This is a genomic window from Rhodothermales bacterium (assembly GCA_017643395.1).
Taxonomy (GTDB): Bacteria; Bacteroidota; Rhodothermia; order Rhodothermales; family UBA10348; genus JABDJZ01.
The window spans coordinates 192,176-212,340 of the sequence record JAEPNP010000005.1 but is presented as its reverse complement, the minus strand read 5'-3'; the positions used below and the strand labels follow the sequence as shown (position 1 = coordinate 212,340).

Sequence of the window (20,165 nt, the reverse complement as noted above, 5' to 3'; positions counted from 1 at the left end):
TTGGAAGCGACTCCGTCAATTAGTTTTCGGGCGGATTCTGGAAGCGACATGAGCACGAGCACCTACATCATCGCCGAGGCCGGCGTCAACCACAACGGGTCGACCGACCGGGCGCTGGAAATGGTGCGCGTGGCGGCTCGGTGCGGGGCCAATGCCGTCAAGTTTCAAACGTTTCGTGTGTGGGAGCTGGTGTCCGAGCGCGCGCCCATGGCGGTGTACCAGAAGAAGAATACCGGCAGTTCGGTTTCGCAGGCGGATATGCTTCGACCGCTGGAGTTGCCGCACGATGCGCATTTCGTGCTGCGAGACGCGTGCGCGGAGTGCGGCATCGACTTCTTGTCGACGCCGTTCGACATGCCCAGCCTGGAGTTTCTCGTGCAGCGCATGGGTGCCTCCACCCTCAAAATCGGCTCAGGCAACATGACCGATGGCCCCCTCTTGCTGGCGGCCGCCCAGGCGGGGTGCGAAGTCATTTTGTCCACGGGAATGGCGGATATGCCCGAGGTGGAAAGGGCGCTGGGCGTGCTGGCGTTCGGCTACCGATCTGCCGACGTGCCGCGCGGTGCCGTGGATTTTGAACGGCTGGACGGACTGGAAGGCCGGGTCACTCTGCTGCACTGCACCACGCAATACCCCACATCGCCCGAAGAAATCAATCTGCGCGCCATGCAGACCCTGGGCCGGCATTTCAGCCTTCCCGTCGGTTTTTCTGATCATTCCGAAGGGATATCGATCGGTCTGGCGGCTGTGGCGCTGGGGGCGACGGTGCTGGAGAAGCACTTCACGCTGTCGCGGGAGTTGCCGGGGCCGGATCACAAGGCGTCGCTGGAGCCGGATGAACTGGCGGCTCTGGTTGAGGGAGCGCGAGCCATTGAGACCGCGTTCGGCACAGGGGAGAAGGTGTGCCAGGCGAGTGAGGCGCCGAATCGCGCGGTAGCGCGGAAGAGTCTGGTTGCGGCTCGGGCGATTGAGGCCGGGGCGGTGATTGAGGCGGCGGATTTGACTACGCGGCGTCCGGGGGATGGGATTTCGGGTTTGGAGTATTGGGATGTGGTGGGGAGGCGGGCGTCGCGGGGGTATGCGGCGGGGGAGGCGATTGGGGAACGTGTCCCCTGAACTAAGCTTGGCGAACTTTGGCGCCCTAGCCCGTCGCCCCGGCGTCGATCACGGGGACCGAATCCATCCCTACGGTTCCAAATGTCGGCACCAGGAGCGCAAGCTTTTCCCGAATGTCGGTGTCTCGCCCCGCTTGGGCGGCCTCTATTAGACCGTCGACCAGCTCATCGAACATGAAGGCCTGGTCAGCCCCGCCGGCTCCATCCCCGCCCGCCGGTTCAGCGGCGTCCTTGGCTGAGGCACACACGAAAATACTCCGGTGCTCCGTGCGAACGTAGTCCTCTCCGTCCATGAAGAGTTCCTCGAACATCTTCTCTCCCGGACGCAAGCCGGTGTAGACGATGTCGATGTCATCGCCCTCCTTGAGACCGCTGAGGCGGATGACGTCCTTGGCCAGATCGCTGATCTTTACCGGCTCACCCATGTCGAGGACGAATACTTCCCCGCCTCTGCCCAGCGTAGAAGCCTCTAGCACCAGAGCGACCGCCTCAGGAATCGTCATGAAGTAACGCTTCATGTCGGGGTGGGTGACGGTTAGTGGCCCCCCTTTCGCGACCTGATTGCGGAAGGTCTGAAGGACGCTACCTCGGCTACCCAAAACATTTCCGAACCTGACGGCCATATATGGCTTGCCGGTGCGTTCGGCGGTCCGGTAGACGAGCATCTCCGCGATGCGCTTCGTTGAGCCCATGACATTGCCGGGATTGACGGCCTTGTCGGTGGAGATCATGACGAAAGCGTGCACGCCATATTTGGTGGCCGCATCCAGCAGGTTTCTGGTGCCCAGTATGTTGTTGGTGACGGCCTCTTCCGGGTTGCCCTCCATGAGAGGGACGTGCTTGTGCGCCGCAGCATGGAACACCACTTCGGGCCGATGGCGGTAGAACAACCGGTCCAGTCTGGCAGAGTCACGCACGTTGGCGATCACCGGCTTGATCCGAGTTTCGGTGGTAGTGCCAGTGAGGATCTCCTGCTCGATACCGAAGATTGAGTTTTCGCCGTGGCCGACGAGGACGAGTTCGGATGGTTCGAACCGTGCAATTTGGCGCACAAGCTCGGAGCCGATCGATCCTCCTGCCCCGGTCACCAGGACACGGCGCCCGCCGATCAGTCCTCGGATGCGGTCGGGATGGTGGGAAACCGGCGCGCGCCTCAACAAGTCCTCCACCTGAATTGGGCGAAGCTGATTGACCCGGACTGAGCCATCCAGCAACTCGAAAATGCCGGGTACGACATTGACCTCAAGGCCCGCCTCGGCTGCTGTGCTGGAGATGTGGCGGATAACCTTGCCGGTTGCCGTTGGCATGGCGACGACGATGGTTTGAGCGCCGTTTTGCTTAGCTACCTCACCTAGCTCGCAGGTAGTGCCCAGCACTTCAATTCCGCGGATGCGAAGACCCTGCTTGCCGGGAGAGTCGTCGACGAATGCGACTGGAGCTAGCCCCAGGCCAGGGTTGGACTGCATCTCGCGGACAATCATGACCCCTGCCTCTCCCGCTCCGGCCACAACAACCCGCTTGGCCCGACCGCCGCGGTTCATTCGCTCGTCGATGCGCTGCGCCATGCGGGGACCCAAGCGAGGAAGGGAAACCAGCGGCAGGGCGATCAGGGCCTCAATGAACGGTACCGATCGTGGGAATCCGGCTTCGACGAAGCCCAAAGGCCGCAAGATCAAGAAGAACACCACAAGCTGGAGAACCAGCGCAACAAATGCTCCCAGTCCCAGCCGTGCAAGCTCATCAATAGACGCATACCGCCAGAGCCGGTGATACAGCTTAAAGCGGAAGAAGACCGCCACCCTGATGGTCGTGAAGCAAATAGCAACGACCAACAGCGAGTCCCAAAACTGCGCAAGCGAGCTCCAGGACTCGGTTCTGACCAGCAGGGCAGCCGCAGCCGCGAGGAGGGAAAATTCGATGTCCGCTACCAGCACATGCCGGTTGCGGACGCCCAGAAACCAGTCAGCAAGTCGCCTAAAGTCCATCCAGGTCCCAAAGCCGCCGACAATAATCCTGGGGCGCCCCTGGTGCTTCTCAATGATCTACAAAGGATAGAGGAATCGACCTCGTCCTCCAAGATACGCGATGGACGGGAGAATCAGGGGTCAGGCTGCGGCTGACTATGATCCGGTGATGCGCTCGATGGCCAGGGCGACGCTGGCAAAGGCGGCGATCACGCTGAACATGTCGCGCCAGGACAGCCCCTGCTTGACCACAGATTCAATCGCGAGCACATCGCCCTCCATGATCTGAATGTCGCGGCCTCCGGCATCCACCGTGTTCTTGGCCTTCTGCTCGTAGATGACCTGGCGGCCGGCGCCGGAGTCCCGGTAGAGCTTGATGGTCACCGTGCGTTTGGCGCGTCGAACACGCTCTCCGACACTGGGGCCGCCGGCGATCGAAAGAAGCTCGGACATTGCCGTGCCGACAGGAACCTCGTAGAGGCCCGGGTAGCGCACGGCGCCCCAAACTGAGGCGTGCACGGTGACATCACCCTGCTCAGCATAGTTGTAGTACGCGGCCGTGTTGCGACGGGAGAATTCCCAGTCTTCGAGTTGGGCCTGGACAGGCGAGGCGAGGAGAACAGCGGCGAAAAGGGCCAGGAGAGTGCGCATGAGGGCATGGGGTAGCTGTGCCCTTCGTGTATCGGCCGGGAGCCCATCGACAAAAACGAAAAACCGCTTCGGTGTCTACACGAATTCTCTGCTTTGCCGCGTACCCTCTTTCTGTAAGTCACTGTTGCACCGGCCCGCCCCCCGCACCCCACGCCCATGCGAGGAACGATACCAACCGCTCGGAGAGATCATGCCCCGGTGCAGTTTTCACAGATGACGTCCGACGGCGCCCCCAGCCAGGTTCTTTGGCCTGTTGCGCCCTCCGGAGATGGGCAAGGCTCCCGAAGCGATGCGTTTTTGGCGGAGCCTGTCGTGAGTCCGAATCTTGGTCAGATGCCGCAGGTGAGCGGTGATGGGTTTGCGCGAGCCGTTCCGGTAGCGCAGTCGATGCCTCGTTCGGTGAGGACACCGAAGGGTGAGGCGATGAAACTGGCGATGCTGGTTGTGTTTTTCCTGTTGTGGATTAGCACGGCTAGTACGCTGCTGTTTCTTTATATGGATCGGTACCTATTTCCCGGGTAGCGGCTGGAATTTCGCCGCGGATGTCGGATTCAATTCCGGAAGATCTGGTGGGTCGCGAACGCGAGGCCGGTCGCAGACTGAGACACCTCGCGGCGTGACCTTGGTTGCGGCACATCATCGCGCTCGTGGCTATGTTCGGACGCATCCGAACGACGCTAGCATCCGCCACAGAAGCGAAAGGTCTTGGGGTCGAAACAGGTCCTTATCAGGGTAGATTCCTCTTCCGTCATCGGTTCTGGGCACATCCAGCGCTGTTTGGCCCTCGCTGAGGGACTGCGCGAATTGGACGTCGTTGTTCGATTCGTTTCTCGCCTTCATCCAGGACACCTAGGACACCTCGTAGAGAAGGCGGGGTTTGCCCTGGATCGGTTGCCTCCGGCCCGAGGCGAGTTGAGGCGGGAGCCATCCACGCCTAGGGCGGCCTACAGCAATTGGCTTGGAGCCTCCCAGGTTGAGGATGCCGTTGACACAGTTGCGGTTGCGCGCGAGACGGGACCGAACCTAGTGCTAGTTGACCACTACGGTGTCGCGCATGAATGGGAGACTGCCGTTGCTCGACACTTCCCGGTGATGACGATTGACGACCTCGCAGACCGCAGTTATGGCTGTGATCTGCTCTTGGATCAGAACTACTGGTCGAAAGGACGGCACCCTTACAAGCGGCTTACGCCGTCCCGGTGCGATCTCTTGGTTGGGCCCGCCTATGCACTTCTCAGGCCCGAGTTTCGTCGACACAGAGGCAACGCAAACGAGAAACGTCGTGGGAGAAGCCGGCTCCTAGTGTCGTTTGGAGGATCTGACGTCGAGAACCTCACGTCCCGCTGCCTAAGAATTCTGTCGAAGCCGATGTTTAGCAGTTTAGAGATCGACGTGGTCGTAGGTCAGAACAACCCTCACATCCCCCTCGTAGAGGAGTTGGTGATTCAGTCTGCCCGCCTGGCGCTTTTTGTACAGACTCCAAAGATGGCAGAACTCATGGCTCGAGCAGACTTTGCCATAGGCGCAGGCGGTTCCACAACCTGGGAGCGGTTATGCGTGAGCCTACCTTCCTTGGTAATAAGCGTTGCGGACAATCAGGTCAGGTTTTGTCAGCACCTTGCTCGGGACGGATACATCAAATATCTCGGTGCGTCCAAATCGGTTCAAGACTCGAAAATTCGGGCGGCTCTGGCCGATGCGCTCTCGGGGCCAGTATTGGAGGCAGGCGCCGTGAGAGCCGGAGCGAGCCTTGTAGACGGCCAAGGAACCGCGCGGGTTGCTCGGGAAATGCTAAGCTTTATCCAGTCAAAGGTCTCCTAGATGGCGCGAATCACGATCGTCTCGAGTCCCTCCACTTGGATGAACAAGTGGATTCCGTCCTTGGTCCGCTCGTGGCAATCTGACAACGAAGTCCGATGGCTACACAAGGCATCCCAGATCGAGGACGGAGACTTTTGCTTCGTCCTCAGCTGCCTGGAGATCATCGACGGGCCTACCCTTGCCAAGCACAAGCACAATTTGGTTGTCCACGCAAGCGCACTACCGCAAGGGCGAGGCATGTCCCCAATGACTTGGCAGGTGCTAGAAGGCGTCAACACTATACCGGTGACACTATTTGAAGCAGAGGAAGAACTAGATAGCGGCAGAATTTACCTGCAGGATGCCATCCAGTTGGAAGGTCATGAACTCCTCCCGGAACTCCGAGAGCTGTTGGGCTCAACGGTTTGCCGACTTTGTCAGGAGTTTCTCGAAAACCATGCCAGCTTGGTGGCAGCGGGGCAGGCACAAACGGGAGAGCCGACCTTCTATGGAAGGCGACGGCCGGTTGACAGTCAGTTAGATCCAAGAAAGTCCCTGGCAGAACAGTTCAATTTGCTGCGCATCGTCGACAACGAACGATACCCGGCTTTCTTTTACCTGAACGGTCACAAATACATTCTCGAAATTAGGAAGGAGGGTAGTGTGGATGGGTAAGGCGAGCGCAATCCGTATTGGAGGCCGCCGCGTAGGGCCGACAGAAGAGCCGTTGATCATAGCCGAGATGTCGGGTAATCACAACGGTTCCTTGGAGCGTGCCTTACTGCTCGTCGAGGCAGCCGCGGTAGCTGGGGCGCACGCTCTGAAGTTGCAGACCTACACCCCAGACAGTCTTACTCTAGATGTGGCTGACGGCGACTTTTTTTTGGATGATGCGGATAATCCTTGGCAAGGAAGGAGCCTCTATGAGCTGTACCAGGAGGCACAAACGCCCTGGGATTGGCATCCCCAAATATTCGCTAGAAGCGCAGAGCTCGGGATGCTGTGTTTTAGCACACCGTTCGATCTTGCTGCCGTAAATTTCCTTGAGGATCTCGGCTCTCCTGCCTACAAGATAGCTTCATTTGAGAGCAATCACTTGCCGCTCTTGGAGGCTGTAGCGTCGACGGGGAAGCCGGTGATAATGTCAACGGGCATGGCTACGCTCGCTGAACTGGACGAATCCGTCAGAGCTCTTCGGGCAGCCGGCTGCAAAGATCTGATATTGTTGAAATGTACGAGCGCCTACCCCGCAGATGCGTCGAATAGTAACGTAACTACCATTCCCCACCTCGCAGATATGTTCGACTGTCAGGTTGGGCTTTCTGATCACACACCTGGCATCGGAGTACCGGTTGCCGCGGTGGCACATGGTGCGACTGTCATCGAGAAGCACTTCACTCTAAAAAGGTCGGATGGTGGAGTAGACTCAGCCTTTTCACTGGAGCCCAGGGAATTGCAGGCTCTCGTTCTTGAGACTGCTCGGGCCTGGCGATCCTTGGGATCTCCGACATACGGCCCAACTGAGTCCGAGCAGGGTAGTCGTGTCTTCCGCCGTTCGCTATACTTGTCTCAGGATGTAAAAAGCGGTGAGACCCTTGGGCCACACAACGTGAGGATCGTAAGGCCCGGTCACGGCCTTGCACCAAAGTACCTTAGAGTTATCTCAGGCCTGCCTCTGGCAAAGGATGCGTCCCGTGGCACCGCGTTGACTTGGGACCTTCTCGAAAAATGAGAAGCGACGACTAGTCTGCGGGCTGGTCAATGGTAGGCTCAGAATGATGCGCATTGCTCGAGCCAAACAGGCCACTTATGAAAATCCTGATCGTTTCCCAGTTTTTTTGGCCTGAGCAGCGGACAGCCCCCAACAATATCGCCGCACTCGCCGGGAAGCTCGCATCATCGGGACACGAGGTGATGGTTATCACCGGAATCCCGAATCATCCAAGAGGGAGGTTTTACCCCGGGTATCGACTTCGCCCTGTCTCAAAGGAGTCGCATTTGGGCGCGGAGATCGTACGCCTTCCCTTGTTTCCCTACCACGGTCATTCCCCCGTTGGTCGCTTGGCAAATTATCTCTCCTTTGCCATGTCGGTTACGTTTCTCGGAACGTTTTTCGCCTTGCGCTTCCGTCCCGACGCCCTCTTCTGTTATCTGGCGCCGACAACGCTTGGTTTGCCGGCATTCCTCATCCGCTTTTTGACTAACGCGCCTCTCGCGTTCTGGATAACCGACATCTGGGCAGAGAACTTGCGTGCTCTCGGGTTTGATAACCTACTGTGCGATTGGGTGGCAGCTGGTGAGAAGACACTCCTTCGAGCGGCGGATTTGGTTTGTCTGGACTCTCCCGGGTTTGAATCGTTGACACTCAAAGGCGGAATTCCCCGAGACAAAACTAGAGTTGTTATAGAATGGGCGGACGAGGGGCTGTTTCGTCCGGAGCAACCCGACCTTCAGCTTGCTAGAAAGCACGGGATCGAACATGACAAATTCGTTGCGATGTATGCTGGCAATATGGGTTCCGCCCAAGGCCTCGACACCGTTCTAAGGGCGGGGGCTGTACTTCGGGGCAACGCCAACGTTCAGTTCGTTCTTGTCGGTGACGGGACCGAACGCGAGAGGCTGGTGGGGCTTGCATCGGAAGCTGGATTGGACAACGTCGTCTTCATCGACCGGCAACCTATGGACCAAATTCGCCACTTCATCGCACTCGCAGACCTTATGGTTGTACATCTAATAGATCGTCCGATTTTTCGCTTGCAGATGCCGTCGAAAGTCATAGCCTACATGGCGTGCGGTAAACCAAGCGTCTGCGCGTTTCAAGGTGCCGCGGCGCAGGTCGTTCTGAGTCACGAATGCGGATTTTCGTGCCCGCCGGAAGACTCCGTATCCATGGCCGCGGAAATTCAACGATTTGCGAGCCTAAGCCCCCGGGAGCGTGGTTTGTTTGGAAGCCGGGCTCGTAAGGCGTACCTGGATCACTACACGCTAGACCATCAAGCAAAATCGATAGAACACGCACTCCTGGAAATGGCACACGCATGACCAAGCGGCAACGAACGACCCCAAACCCTGTCGTCATTATCGGGGCTGGCAGGTCAGGTACGAACATGCTTCGGGATGCTGTCACGCGAGCCGCATCAAATGTAGGCACTTGGCCCTGCGATGAAATCAACTACATTTGGCGCCATGGAAATGCATCGCACCCGACCGATGAACTCCGCAGACATCACGCTCGGCCGGAAGTAAAGAAGTACATAGTTGGACGGTTTGAGCAATTGCGACAGCAAGCCAATTGGTTCGCAGTGGTCGAAAAAACGTGCGCGAACAGCCTGAGAGTTCCTTTTGTCGATGAGGTACTTCCTAACGCTAGGTTCGTCTGCATCGAACGCAATGGTATGGATGTGGTGAACTCTGCGCTCAAGCGCTGGAGTGCTCCGGTCGACTGGAGATACCTAGCGAGAAAGGCTCGGTTTGTCCCGGCGGCCGATGTTCCGTACTACGGATCCAGATACCTCATGAACAGATGTAGCAAGGTCTTTGGCGGCAAGTCTCGGCTTAGTTCATGGGGCCCGAGATTCCCGGGAATGGACCTAGCGCTGGAAGAACAACCATTGGCCGCCGTTTGTGCGCTCCAGTGGAGGGCCTGCGTTCAGGCAGCGAGGCGAGACCTTGCTTTGCTAGATTCCGGAAGAAGTGTCACTGTTCAGTACGAGGACTTCGTGGTCGACCCGGTGCGATGGCTGGGTATCATAACGGAGTTCTTGGGCGAGTCGGTGTCACAGCGTCGACTTGAAGAAATCGCGACAACTGTCTCCACTAGCAGTGTTGGACGGTGGAAGTCAGAGTTGTCATCTGAAGATGTCAGGCACATCAAGTCCATTGTCTAGACGGCGAACTCCGGGTTGTCGAAGAGCTCCCGTGTCCGCTCCCCGAAGTACGCCAGTGGTCGACCCCGCGTGAAAAGCGCCCCCACCTCTTTTTATCAGCGGCGCGGAAAACGGCTTTTCGACCTAGCATCCTCCCTGGCAGCACTAGTGGTACTGGTGCCAATTTTAGTTGTTGTCGCCGCGATATCGCTTGGAGTTCAGGGGCGGCCTGTGCTGTTCCGGCAAGAGCGGGTCGGAAAGTGCAAATCTAGATTCTGGGTGATAAAGCTCCGCACCATGAGAGTCGACCCTGTCTCGACGGTGACAATTACAACACGGGCCGACTCGCGGATTACTCCTTGGGGACGCCTCCTGCGTCGTTCGAAGCTTGACGAGCTCCCTCAGTTGCTCAATGTCTTGAACGGGTCCATGTCCCTCGTTGGCCATCGCCCAGACGTTCCGGGATACTGGGATGAACTGCCTGACTCGGACCGACTGACCCAGCTGCGCCCGGGGATTACGGGTCCCGGTGCTGTGGTATTCAGGAACGAGGAACTTCTGCTTTCTCAACAAGCCGACCCGATAGGGTATAACGACTCTGTGATCTTCCCAGAGAAGGTCCGCCTAGCCCGTCTGTACGCCGAAAGCATTACATTCGCAGGAGACCTCTTTTGGATAGCGCTTACACTGATGCCTTCGAAATTTGTCAGGCGAGTGCTGTCGACGTCGAAGTGGGTCTCGAGCACTGGCGCGCCATTCTGGGTGGCGGCCCTGTGGGCTGAATCTTCTCCATTTAGCTGAATACTTCCGTTCGAACGCAATGAACCGCGCTTTATATGCCTGAGAGGATTTTACTCTCTCCGCCACACATGGGGCAGAGGGAACTGAGTCACGTCCTCGAGGCGTTCGAGACGAACTGGATCGCACCTGTCGGACCGCACGTTGACGCATTTGAAAATGAGTTCGCCGATCGAGTCGGTGCGACTTTCGCGGTGGCACTTTCGTCTGGTACCGCTGCACTGCACTTAGCATTGCGGGAAGTTGGAGTCGGCGTCGGGGATGAGGTATTGGTCTCGACGTTGACATTCTGTGCCAGCGTGAATCCGATTCTGTACGAGCGCGGCGTGCCCGTGCTGATCGACAGCGAATACGAGTCGTGGAACCTCGATCCGAACTTGGTCGAGGATGCACTTAGGATGAGGGCGCGACGAGGACGGCTCCCGAAGGCGCTTGTCGCTGTCCACCTCTATGGCCAGGCAGCAGACTTGGATCCAATATGCCAACTCTGCGACCGATATGGTGTCGCTCTGATTGAGGATGCCGCTGAAGCCCTCGGCGCCACATACAAGGGCCGAAGTCCAGGAGTATTCGGGTCTGCAGGGGTCTATTCGTTTAATGGCAACAAGATTATTACGACTTCGGGAGGAGGAATGCTTGTTACGGAGGACGAGCACCTTGCCAGACACGTTAAGAAGGTCGCCACTCAATCCCGCGAGCCCGCCCCGCATTATGAGCACAAGGAGCTGGGTTACAATTACAGGCTGTCGAATGTGTTGGCGGGAATCGGTCGAGGTCAGCTCACAGTGCTTGACTCCCGGGTTCGGGCCAGGCAACGCGTGTTCGACCGTTACAAGAGCGCGTTTAGTACCATCCCCGGCTTGGACCTTCAAACAGAGGCAACTTGGGGGCGCTCAACTCGATGGCTGTCATGCATGACTGTAGACTCCGACGCCTGCGGCGCGACGAGTGCCGAAATAATCACGGCTCTTGCGGACCGCAACATCGAGGCCCGGCCGCTTTGGAAACCCATGCACCTGCAGCCTTACCTGAAGGACGCTCCAAAGGTTGGAGGAATTGTTTCGGAGACCCTATTTCGAGCTGGTGTATGCTTGCCGTCCGGTTCTAGCATGACAGAAGGGAATCAAGACCGAGTCATTGCAGCGGTCCTAGAGCTAGTGCAAGCGAAGGCCAACAGGGGAGTCTGAGACTGATGGACTCCGGGCAAAACCCGCCATGTCCGAGATATGGACAACCGTAGGCGCCTGAGGCTCTTGTTTGTGGGTGCCTTCCCCGGTGAATCCGCCGAGGGGGTCCATGGAGGGGTGCTCACTAGTTGCCGCTTGCTCTTGCAATCGTCGCTCGAGAAGGATCTCGAGCTCGTTCTCCTGGACAGCACGCAGCGCTCGGTTCCTCCACCCGGGGTGACTCGTAGAGCACTCGATGCGTCGCGCCGAATCGTCGAGTTTATCGTCAAACTGTTCCTGCACCGACCCGACACGGTGCTGATTTTCTGTGGTTCCGGTCCCAGTCTTGCGGAGAAAAGCCTCATGTCGTTCATGGCACGTATGCTGCGACGACCCGTGCTGCTATTTCCCCGTGGCGGTGGAATCCTGAGGCGCTACCGCGAGCGTGCGGCTCTTTCGTTCTGGGTTCGAGTCGCGTTGAAGATACCAACAAAGGTGCTTTGTCAGGGCGAATCCTGGCAGCGATTGATGGTCCACGGTGTCGGGCGTCTGCAAGGAGATGCGCCCATCGTACGGAATTGGTCTGCCACGCCGAAGCACCTCTCGATCGCATATAACTCCTCGGAAACAGGGCCTGTGCGGCTGCTGTTCGTCGGGTGGCTCAAGCGGGAGAAGGGAGTATTTGACCTCGTTAACGCGTTGGCGACGAGAGAGGCCGATTATCCCGTAGTCACTCGGTTGGTTGGTGATGGAGATGCTCGCAGAGAGCTTACCAAATTGATCGAGAAACTCGGCTTGGGTGGAGAGGTGGTGCTGGCGGGCTGGAAGAGCGCCGAAGAACTCCTCGATGAGTACGCGTGGGCAGATGTGTTTGTGCTGCCGTCTTGGGTTGAAGGGCTGCCGAACTCGATGATCGAGGCCATGGCTTCTGGGCTGCCGGTCGTTGTCACCCCCGTGGGGAACGTGCCAGACGTGATCCAGAATGGTGAGAACGGATTGATTGCCGAAGCGCGAAACCCGAGAGCACTTGCGGCCGCAATTGACTCACTGGTTGACAATCCCCAACAAAGGGCTCGACTGTCATGTGCCGCTCGCCAGACGGCCCGGTCTCTCTTTGGTCTGGAAGCAGCGGCGCGCGCTCTCATCGACCTGGTTAACCAGGTCTCTAGGCCGAGTACTCGCTGACTGCAGTCCCGCATGTTTCGAAATTGGCGACCGATACCTACTCGATTGGTGCTAGCCATCGATTCTCTCTTGGCCGGAGGCGCTCAGAGGCAAATTGTGATGCTTGCCAACGAGCTGGCCGACCGCGGGTTTGAGGTCACCTTAGTGACTTACTCCCCGGGGGACCAGTTGTCGGCAACGCTCTCACGAAGAGTTGCCTTGAGGTTCGTCCGTCGCAGAGGTAAGCTGGGGCTGGGATATATGGTTGGGCTGTTTAAGCTGTTTCGCTTGCTGCAACCAAGGGCGGTGATCGCGTTCTTATCGACCCCATGCTTTTACGCGCGTTTGGTCGGACGACTAGCCAGAGTGCCAATAGTGATAACGTCGGTGAGGAACTCGAACTACTTCCCCGAGTCGGCGGAAATGCGTCTGGAGCGCCTGCTCTGGCGCCTCTCGGACTACGTCGTCGTGAACTCCCGGCAGTCGGCAACTCAACTGGTCTCAGGCGGCGTTCCGGAGTCAAGAGTCAAGCTTATCAGAAACGGTTTGGACTCAGTGCACTTTCAGCGTGCGGACCAAGGCGCGATTGACCAATTGCGCGCCGACCTCGGCATTGCGCAGTCAGAACTGTTCGTGTTGCTCCCTGGTCGGATTCAACGACAAAAGAATCACCGATTGCTTGTTGATGCCTGTCTTGAACTCCCACCAGGGCGGTGGGCTTGGAAGGTGGGATTCGCGGGCAATCTGCTTGACGATGCGATCGTGACGTCTCTAAAGGCGGTGATTAAACGGGCGGGAGCAGAGGAGAAATTCTTGTTTCTCGGACCGAGGAGCGACATGCCGACCCTATACTCCGCGGCGGACGTGGTCGTGCTTCCTTCTCTTTGGGAAGGATTTCCGAACGTACTCTTGGAGGCAATGTCATGTGGGGCACCTGTTGTTTGCTCGGACGTGGGCGACAATTCCATTATCGTGCCAGACGATCGATTCGGATCCACTTTTCCTTCCGGGGATCGAGAAGCTCTGGCGACGGCAATTGGTAACATACTCGGGGCGTCACGGCGCGACAGAGTGCGCATCGGCGATGCGGGGCGGCGGTTCGTCCGCGGCTCGTTCTCCGCGGCTTCGATGGCTGATCAGTTCATAACGTTAATTGACTAGGACCTGTGTGAACCCAGAGTTCCGCTTTCGGGTCGGGGGACTGTGACTTGAGGCGCTACGCTTTTTTCATGACGGGATCCGAGCACTGGCTGCGGGTGGCGAAAACGCTGTACGAACGCGGGATCGCGCGTCCAGTAGTGTGGATTGGCGACGACCGACATTATCACTCGGCCTGCGAATTCTTCGGCCGCGACGCGGTCGCTCGGATGCTGCACGTCGTCCATCGCCCGATGGAGTTGACAAACAGCCCGGTCCCGGACCCCGATCAGGGTTTCCTGACTTCGCCGCACTACCTGAGAGCCAAAGACAGGTGTCTGAAGATGATGGACCGACTAGACGAAACCGGCCTCTTCGGCCGTCTTGACCGTGAGGTTCAGTTCAACGTCCTCGCGATCAACCTTTCTTCCTGGATCCGGTCACAGTCCCCGGAGGCGCTGGTTATGGCTGAAGCCCCGCATTCACACGCGCAATACTTAGCGTATGAGATTTGTCGCTACTTGGAGATCCCCGTATACCGGTTCCACACCTGGACGCCTATACCTGTGCTCTTTCTTCAGGAAATGAATTCGGGGCTCATATATCGGCCTCAGTCAAGGGGGCCAGAGGATGTCTTCTCTAGATTGAGCGACGAACTAGAGGTCTTTTTGAGTCGGATTCTAGGGAGTCAGGGGGCGCTCGATTTTGAGCCGGAATACATGCGGAGACAACGGCGTCAGTCCAGACTCGTGTCTCGTATTCTGCGTGCCTTACGCTCCGCCCCCCGGCGGGTAGCCTCTGAGACATATCATCATTGGAAAGCTAAGGGGGCATACAACCCTCTTAATCCAGCGCGTTTCGGACTCCTGGGTAGGGCAGCCTTGAAGCGCAAGAGAAGAGCGAACCTTTCTCGGGCCTGCAAGAGCTCCAAGACCAGAGCTCCAATACCAGAGAGGTTCGTGTTGTTCGCGCTGCACTACGAACCGGAACGAACGACGAACCCCGACGGAATGAACTTTCACGACCAGCTGGTCGCGCTAGCGTGCCTGCGCGAGGCCGTGCCGGCCTCAGTTGCGATCCTCGTAAAGGAGCACCCCTCTCAACTGTTCGGGACCAACAAAGGCGTCCGAGGCAGAAGTCCCCTGTTCTATCGCGCAATCAATGCAATGGACAACGTTTTCTTCCTCGGCTCGGAGGGTGATATGCGACGGCTGATTACTGAGTCCGAGCTCGTCGCCACGATTACGGGCAATGTGGCTGTCGAGACCGCACTTCTCGGTCGCAAGGCCCTTGTGTTTGGTCACACGTGGTTTCACGGCTGCCCCAATGTGTCTCATTGGTCGGACCTAACTTCCTACCTCTCACTCATGGAGGCCGTAGCTGAGCCGCCTGAGCGAGTTGCGGCTTTTTTCAGGTCGCGTCTGAAGGAGATTTGCATCCCCGGCCATCAGAACAGAAGTACTCAACAGCGCTTTGCGAATTTTGGTGACGAGCATTTCGATGAAGTACAAACCACGGTCATTGGTGACCTCATGGAAAACGTGCTCACTCGCGGCTTGAGCGCTCAGGAGAGGTGGGTTGAGGGTGTTCCGGCGGAGTGAATCAGGGAATCGGTGCCACCAATGAAATCAGCCAGTCGCGAGCACGCTGGACCTAATAGGCAGATGATGGCTCACCTGCCACCGAAGTGGTTGACCGGGCTGAACCGCGTCCGGCACAGGCTTCGCGGGGTCGAAGTCGAGCGTGACTCGGTCATTTTCCCAGGCGTATCGCTACTTCGCTATCCTTCGCAAATCTCGCTGGGACCGGCGACGGTGTTGAAGAAGGGCGCCCATCTTTGCCCGTGTAACCAATCCGCTCTCATTAGGATAGGGGCTCGAACCACTATAGGATTCTATACGATGATTTATGCATCACACACAATCGAGATTGGAGCAGACTGTCTGATAGCACCGTTTGTCTATTTGGTTGACAGCAACCATGGGACGGCACCGGGGATTAACATGAATCGCCAGCCGAATACAACCGCTCCTATCAAAATCAAAAACGATGTCTGGGTGGGAGCACACGCGATTATTCTAGCAGGTGTCACGGTAGGGGAGGGAGCCGTGGTCGCGGGTGGGTCAGTTGTGAAGTCTGATGTCCCCTCCAACGCAATTGTCGGTGGAGTTCCCGCTCGAGTCATTGGAGAGAGACGATGAAGTCAGGGGTTGTTGTACTTGCCCGGTATGGCTCCACGCGGTTCCCCGGCAAGGCTCTGGCACCGATAGCAGGCCGCCCCCTCTTGGCTGTCATTCTTGACAGGCTTGAAAGATTGGGTCCTTCGATTCCGATCGTTATCGCCACCACCCGAGAGCCCCAGGACGATCGGGTTGCCCAGTTCTGCCGTTGGCGGGGAATCCCATGTTTTCGTGGCAGCAGGGACAACGTTGCAAGGCGATTCCTTGAAGCCGCCGAGTCGATTGATCTGAAGTTTGCGGTCAGGATAAACGGCGACAACCTGTTTGTCGACCCCGGGGTCGTCAGAACGATGCTCGGTATAGCCCAAGCGGGCAAGTTTGATCTTGTCACGAACGTCCCCCGCCGAACGTTTCCGTACGGCATGAGTGTCGAGGTTCTGCAAACCAGTTTTTTTCGTCGCCAACTCCGCTTGGGGTGGACTGACAGCGATCAGGAGCATGTCACATCCTGGTTCTACGAGAATCCCGAAATCGGGAATCGCTATGTGTTCGAAAACTCAGACTGGCCGAACCTTGCTGGCCATCGATTCGCGATTGACTACCCCGAGGATCTGGAGCGGGCGCAGGAAATTGTCAAGCGGTTGGGGCTTCAGCCGCATAACATTACTACCCGAGACCTCGCCCTCATTGTGAGATCCGGTCCGAGCCACGGTCCGTGGAGACTGGGGAAGAAACCGATGCTGATCGCTGAAATTGGCGGGAATCACGAGGGTGACTTCGACTACGCAAGGGACCTAGCTCATCTGGCGATTGCTTCCGGCGTCGAGTGTGTTAAGTTTCAAATCTATTCCGGTGACACGTTAGTTAGCCCGCTCGAGAGCCCTGCGAGGTATCAGCATTTCAAGCGGTTTGAGCTAACTCGGGATCAGCACATTGCACTTGCTGAGATTTGCAGGAGTGGGGGAGTACTATACTCGTCCTCTGTGTGGAGCCCCAGAATGCTGGAGTGGATTGATCCCTTCTTGACCTTCTACAAAGTTGGATCTGGGGACCTTACTGCTTGGCCTCTACTCAGACTCCTCGCAGAGCGAGGAAAGCCGATCGTGCTCTCTACCGGCCTGGCCGGGCACGAGGAGGTGCGGAATGCCGTTGCGCAAATCCGTGCTGTTGATGACGCGTACTTCGATCCGGCCATGCTATGCCTGCTTCAATGTACCTCGATGTATCCGATTCCAGATGAAGAAGCAGGCCTCGCGGTAATGGAGACATATCGAAGCTCGTTCGGAACAGCAGTGGGGTACTCCGATCACACCACCAGATCCGATGCACTACTTCAGGCCGCAGGGATGGGTGCCAGTGTGCTTGAGTTTCATTTCACCGACACTCGAGAAGGCAAAGTGTTTAGGGATCACCAAGTGTCACTAACGCCTCAGGAGGTCATGGACCTCAGGTCTAAGCTCAATCGGGCCCAAATCCTGAGAGGCGACGGCGTGAAGCGTCCTCAATCATCTGAGATCGAGAGCGGGCACATAGACTCCTTTAGGCGAGCCGCCTACGTCAGACGCCGAATCTCCGAGGGAGAGTCGATTCGCTCACAGGACATTGTTCTGCTCAGGCCTAACCTCGGCAGCGATGCAAGGGATGCCGAAAGACTCGTCGGCGCCGTTGCACTTAGAAACCTTGAGGCGTACCAAGCCCTCCATCCCGGGCAAGACATCGAACTGAACGGTTGATCTAGAGAGATAACAAGAAGCCCGTGGCTACACCCCCCTTGGCGGCGCACCAACCCCTCGTGACGGTCTATGTCCCGTCGCACAACTATGGGCGCTACCTGCAGCAGTGCTTAGACAGTGTATTCAAGCAGTTATACACGAATTGGGAATTGATCATTGTGGACGAGGGGTCGTCAGACCAAACGTCCGTTTTGGCTCAAGCGGCGTGTCTGCGTGATCCGGATCGTGTAACTCTGCTGTCGTTCCCAACCCGGATAGGGCTACAGAAAGTTGCTAATCGAGTGCTCAGGCTTGCGAAGGGCAAATACATGATGAGACTCGACGCGGATGACTGGCTCGACGAGAGCGCATTGTTGGTGATGGTCAACAAGCTAGAGTCACTTCCAAACGCCGGTGTGGTTTATGGCAACTACTACTACGTTGATGAAGGGGGCACGGTTATAGGCATGGAGCGCCGGCCCGCTCTTGGCACAGAAGACATGTCGGGTCACCTGCCGCCGCATGGAGCCTGCACCCTGTTTCGTGTTCGGGCGATGAGAGCAGCGGGCGGATACCTGGAAAATGTCAGGGCTCAAGATGGTTGGGATCTTTGGTTTAAGTTGTATAAGCGGGTGGGCGCGACCAGCGTAAATGTGCCGGTGTTTTACTACAGGCAGCACGCTTCCTCCCTCAGTCGTGATCACGCGAGACTCCTCCAGGCAAGAACCGCAATCCTGCGCACTGCGGGAGAAAAGCTTCAAGGTGACTACCCTTTAAACTCGGTCGCCATCATACCGGCAAAGGAGTCGTATCCCGGTCAAGAGGGAATTCCTTTTCGGGAGGTCGAAGGGGCCTCTCTGCTTGAGCGCGCCATCACCGAGGCAAGCGGGGTACCTGAGGTCACGGCGGTGGTAGTGTCGAGTAGCAGTGAGGCCGTAATCGCCTATTCACAAGAACTCGAGCTCTCAGGGACTGTACCTCCGCACCACCGATTGCTGAAGTCCGATTCCACGACGAGTAGGGGCCTGCCCCTACTCGCACTCATGAGAGAGGGATCGGAAGCGTTCGCCAAGGCTACAGGTCAGAAACCAGATATTGTTTCGTTTCTCAGCCTCCACGCGTTCAGGCGGAGAGCGATTCATATCGAAAAGGCGCTAAGCCTGCTACGCTTAACCGAGAGTGATTCTGTAGTTTCGGTTCTTGAGGAGCCGGATCCAATGTTTCGACACGGTCCAGAGGGCCTCGTCCTCATGAACCCAGGCCGATTGGCGGGACTGACTTTTGAACGCGAACGGCATTACCGCTTCAACGGTGCGATCGTAGCGACTTGGGCCGAAATCTTGGAGACCGGTAGTCCGTTTGGTGAACGCATAGGCTATATAGAAATGTCGCCATCCGATAGCCTACAGTATCGTGGGGATATCGTACTTGGGCGATGAAGGCATCATACCACCTCAAAGTAAGTGTCCGGATCTGTGGGGTCGTATTCCTCGCTGATCCAGAATACGGTGTAGAGCGGTTCTTCGCCCACGTTGGTGATATTGTGGGTGTGCCATATTGGCATGTCCACAAATGATGGTGTCGTCGCATCCAGCCGGAACACCAATCTTTGGTCTGTTCCAATTTGGCGGATGGCCACTTCAGCGACTCCCTTTATCACGGCGAAACGTTCAGTCTTTCGGGTATGGTAGTGGTTTCCCCGCGTGATCCCCGGGTTTGTGGTTGAGAACGAAACTTGGCCGTCGATTCTGGCCCGGAGCACCTCAACAAACGAGCCTCGCTCATCTGAGTGAGAGGAAAGGGCTTTTGGGAAGCACTCACCAAGTGGCATGTAACACTGATAGGTGAGGAAGAGCCAACGGTCGAACTGGCTCCTCAACCGTGGCATCGCCCCGCCCTCTTGATACGTGTGCCGGATTTCTTCGATTTGCCCCTTCAGTTCGGAAATACGGACGCTGTGCTCGGCCTCGATCCTGAGAAACGGTTCGTTCGTACGTGCACGCAGGATGGCCACGATGCGCTCAGCAAGGCTGCCTACGTAAAGAAAATCGATCTCCGGATCGTTCTCGACCGTGACCTCCTGTCCCCGCGACACCTGACTGCAGAACGTCGCGACAACGGAATTATAACGAGGGTGTCCAAACGGGCCGTAGAGGTTTGGGATCACCAGGCCTGTGAAGTTAGCTCCGCTAGCCTTCGCCCAATCTGCGAGCATGAGACGTGACTCTCTCTTTGAGTCACCGTAGCGGCCGGGGCGGAATTCCTGGACTGAGGAGGATATCAGAACATGGGGAGTTTCTCCCGTGCGGAGCAAGGAATCGATCAGGCTTCGGGTAATTCCAGTGTTCGTATTGAAGATTTCGTCGGGGTCATGGTGTCGATTCAGGGCGGCTAGGTGGACGATTGCATCGACGCCTCTCACGAAATCGTCAAGCTGGCGCGGGGCATCGAACCATGCTCGATCAAAGTCGACCAACTCGAATTCCTTTCCAGCCAAGCCGAGCACATTCCTTAGGTGTGTGCCTAAGAAACCGTTGGCGCCGGTGATTCCAATTCGGGTCATTTGGGTGCGAAGTATAGGTTGAAGTCTTGGCGACGTGGCAGTTTCACTG

General features: G+C 57.4%; 17 protein-coding genes. 14 read left to right on the top strand and 3 right to left on the bottom strand.

Annotated elements, in window-relative coordinates:
- The first annotated feature begins 48 nt into the window (after positions 1 to 48).
- Positions 49 to 1,116 (top strand): N-acetylneuraminate synthase, encoded by a 1,068-nt coding sequence (neuB, locus tag JJ896_15410; protein MBO6781042.1) that lies wholly within the window; start codon positions 49 to 51, stop codon positions 1,114 to 1,116.
- Positions 1,117 to 1,141: 25 nt separating this feature from the next.
- On the opposite strand, the gene JJ896_15405 is transcribed toward neuB, so the two are convergent.
- Both JJ896_15405 and JJ896_15400 read right to left on the bottom strand, forming a co-directional pair.
- Positions 1,142 to 3,100 carry a polysaccharide biosynthesis protein gene (locus JJ896_15405; GenBank protein MBO6781041.1) on the bottom strand — a complete coding sequence of 653 codons (1,959 nt, stop codon included), beginning with the start codon at positions 3,098 to 3,100 and terminating at the stop codon, positions 1,142 to 1,144.
- 135 nt (positions 3,101 to 3,235) lie between these two features.
- On the bottom strand, positions 3,236 to 3,730 hold the full coding sequence (locus tag JJ896_15400) for an SLBB domain-containing protein (protein MBO6781040.1): 495 nt from the start codon (positions 3,728 to 3,730) through the stop codon (positions 3,236 to 3,238).
- A gap of 705 nt (positions 3,731 to 4,435) precedes the next feature.
- Between JJ896_15400 and pseG the strand changes: the two genes are divergently transcribed.
- From pseG to JJ896_15335, 13 genes are all read left to right on the top strand, one after another.
- A complete protein-coding gene (pseG, locus tag JJ896_15395) occupies positions 4,436 to 5,551 on the top strand; it encodes a UDP-2,4-diacetamido-2,4,6-trideoxy-beta-L-altropyranose hydrolase (GenBank protein ID MBO6781039.1) in 1,116 nt (371 codons plus the stop codon).
- Positions 5,552 to 6,205, top strand: coding sequence for a hypothetical protein (locus JJ896_15390; protein MBO6781038.1), 654 nt, complete (start codon positions 5,552 to 5,554; stop codon positions 6,203 to 6,205).
- Between the two features lie 52 nt (positions 6,206 to 6,257).
- Positions 6,258 to 7,262 (top strand): pseudaminic acid synthase, encoded by a 1,005-nt coding sequence (pseI, locus tag JJ896_15385; protein MBO6781037.1) that lies wholly within the window; start codon positions 6,258 to 6,260, stop codon positions 7,260 to 7,262.
- A 77-nt stretch (positions 7,263 to 7,339) separates the two neighbouring features.
- A complete protein-coding gene (locus JJ896_15380; GenBank protein MBO6781036.1) occupies positions 7,340 to 8,572 on the top strand; it encodes a glycosyltransferase family 4 protein in 1,233 nt (410 codons plus the stop codon).
- Positions 8,569 to 9,417, top strand: coding sequence for a sulfotransferase (locus tag JJ896_15375; protein MBO6781035.1), 849 nt, complete (start codon positions 8,569 to 8,571; stop codon positions 9,415 to 9,417). Before JJ896_15380 ends, JJ896_15375 begins: the two co-directional genes overlap by 4 nt.
- A gap of 69 nt (positions 9,418 to 9,486) precedes the next feature.
- Positions 9,487 to 10,197: a sugar transferase gene (locus tag JJ896_15370; protein MBO6781034.1), complete on the top strand. Its 711-nt coding sequence runs from the start codon at positions 9,487 to 9,489 to the stop codon at positions 10,195 to 10,197.
- 35 nt (positions 10,198 to 10,232) lie between these two features.
- Positions 10,233 to 11,381 carry a DegT/DnrJ/EryC1/StrS family aminotransferase gene (locus tag JJ896_15365; GenBank protein MBO6781033.1) on the top strand — a complete coding sequence of 383 codons (1,149 nt, stop codon included), beginning with the start codon at positions 10,233 to 10,235 and terminating at the stop codon, positions 11,379 to 11,381.
- 135 nt (positions 11,382 to 11,516) lie between these two features.
- The gene (locus JJ896_15360; protein ID MBO6781032.1) at positions 11,517 to 12,545 is read left to right on the top strand and encodes a glycosyltransferase family 4 protein; all 1,029 of its coding nucleotides are present in this window, start codon (positions 11,517 to 11,519) and stop codon (positions 12,543 to 12,545) included.
- Between the two features lie 48 nt (positions 12,546 to 12,593).
- Positions 12,594 to 13,685: a glycosyltransferase gene (locus tag JJ896_15355; protein MBO6781031.1), complete on the top strand. Its 1,092-nt coding sequence runs from the start codon at positions 12,594 to 12,596 to the stop codon at positions 13,683 to 13,685.
- Positions 13,686 to 13,915: 230 nt separating this feature from the next.
- Positions 13,916 to 15,262, top strand: a complete 1,347-nt coding sequence (locus JJ896_15350; GenBank protein ID MBO6781030.1) for a hypothetical protein — start codon at positions 13,916 to 13,918, stop codon at positions 15,260 to 15,262.
- 300 nt (positions 15,263 to 15,562) lie between these two features.
- Entirely contained in the window at positions 15,563 to 15,862 is a 300-nt protein-coding gene (locus tag JJ896_15345; protein ID MBO6781029.1) for an acyltransferase, read from the top strand.
- Positions 15,859 to 17,574: an N-acetylneuraminate synthase family protein gene (locus JJ896_15340; GenBank protein MBO6781028.1), complete on the top strand. Its 1,716-nt coding sequence runs from the start codon at positions 15,859 to 15,861 to the stop codon at positions 17,572 to 17,574. Before JJ896_15345 ends, JJ896_15340 begins: the two co-directional genes overlap by 4 nt.
- Positions 17,575 to 17,633: 59 nt before the next feature.
- Positions 17,634 to 18,992 carry a glycosyltransferase gene (locus JJ896_15335; protein ID MBO6781027.1) on the top strand — a complete coding sequence of 453 codons (1,359 nt, stop codon included), beginning with the start codon at positions 17,634 to 17,636 and terminating at the stop codon, positions 18,990 to 18,992.
- 5 nt (positions 18,993 to 18,997) lie between these two features.
- Here JJ896_15335 and JJ896_15330 read toward each other — a convergent pair whose 3' ends face one another.
- Entirely contained in the window at positions 18,998 to 20,116 is a 1,119-nt protein-coding gene (locus JJ896_15330) for an NAD-dependent epimerase/dehydratase family protein (GenBank protein ID MBO6781026.1), read from the bottom strand.
- Between the last annotated feature and the right edge of the window lie 49 nt (positions 20,117 to 20,165).

Coding starts and splice junctions, on each gene's coding strand:
- neuB (MBO6781042.1), top strand. CDS start 49: ATGAGCACGAGCACCTACATCATCGCCGAGGCCGGCGTCAACCACAAC.
- JJ896_15405 (MBO6781041.1), bottom strand. CDS start 3,100: ATGGACTTTAGGCGACTTGCTGACTGGTTTCTGGGCGTCCGCAACCGG.
- JJ896_15400 (MBO6781040.1), bottom strand. CDS start 3,730: ATGCGCACTCTCCTGGCCCTTTTCGCCGCTGTTCTCCTCGCCTCGCCT.
- JJ896_15390 (MBO6781038.1), top strand. CDS start 5,552: ATGGCGCGAATCACGATCGTCTCGAGTCCCTCCACTTGGATGAACAAG.
- JJ896_15380 (MBO6781036.1), top strand. CDS start 7,340: ATGAAAATCCTGATCGTTTCCCAGTTTTTTTGGCCTGAGCAGCGGACA.
- JJ896_15375 (MBO6781035.1), top strand. CDS start 8,569: ATGACCAAGCGGCAACGAACGACCCCAAACCCTGTCGTCATTATCGGG.
- JJ896_15365 (MBO6781033.1), top strand. CDS start 10,233: ATGCCTGAGAGGATTTTACTCTCTCCGCCACACATGGGGCAGAGGGAA.
- JJ896_15350 (MBO6781030.1), top strand. CDS start 13,916: ATGGAGTTGACAAACAGCCCGGTCCCGGACCCCGATCAGGGTTTCCTG.
- JJ896_15345 (MBO6781029.1), top strand. CDS start 15,563: ATGATTTATGCATCACACACAATCGAGATTGGAGCAGACTGTCTGATA.
- JJ896_15340 (MBO6781028.1), top strand. CDS start 15,859: ATGAAGTCAGGGGTTGTTGTACTTGCCCGGTATGGCTCCACGCGGTTC.
- JJ896_15330 (MBO6781026.1), bottom strand. CDS start 20,116: ATGACCCGAATTGGAATCACCGGCGCCAACGGTTTCTTAGGCACACAC.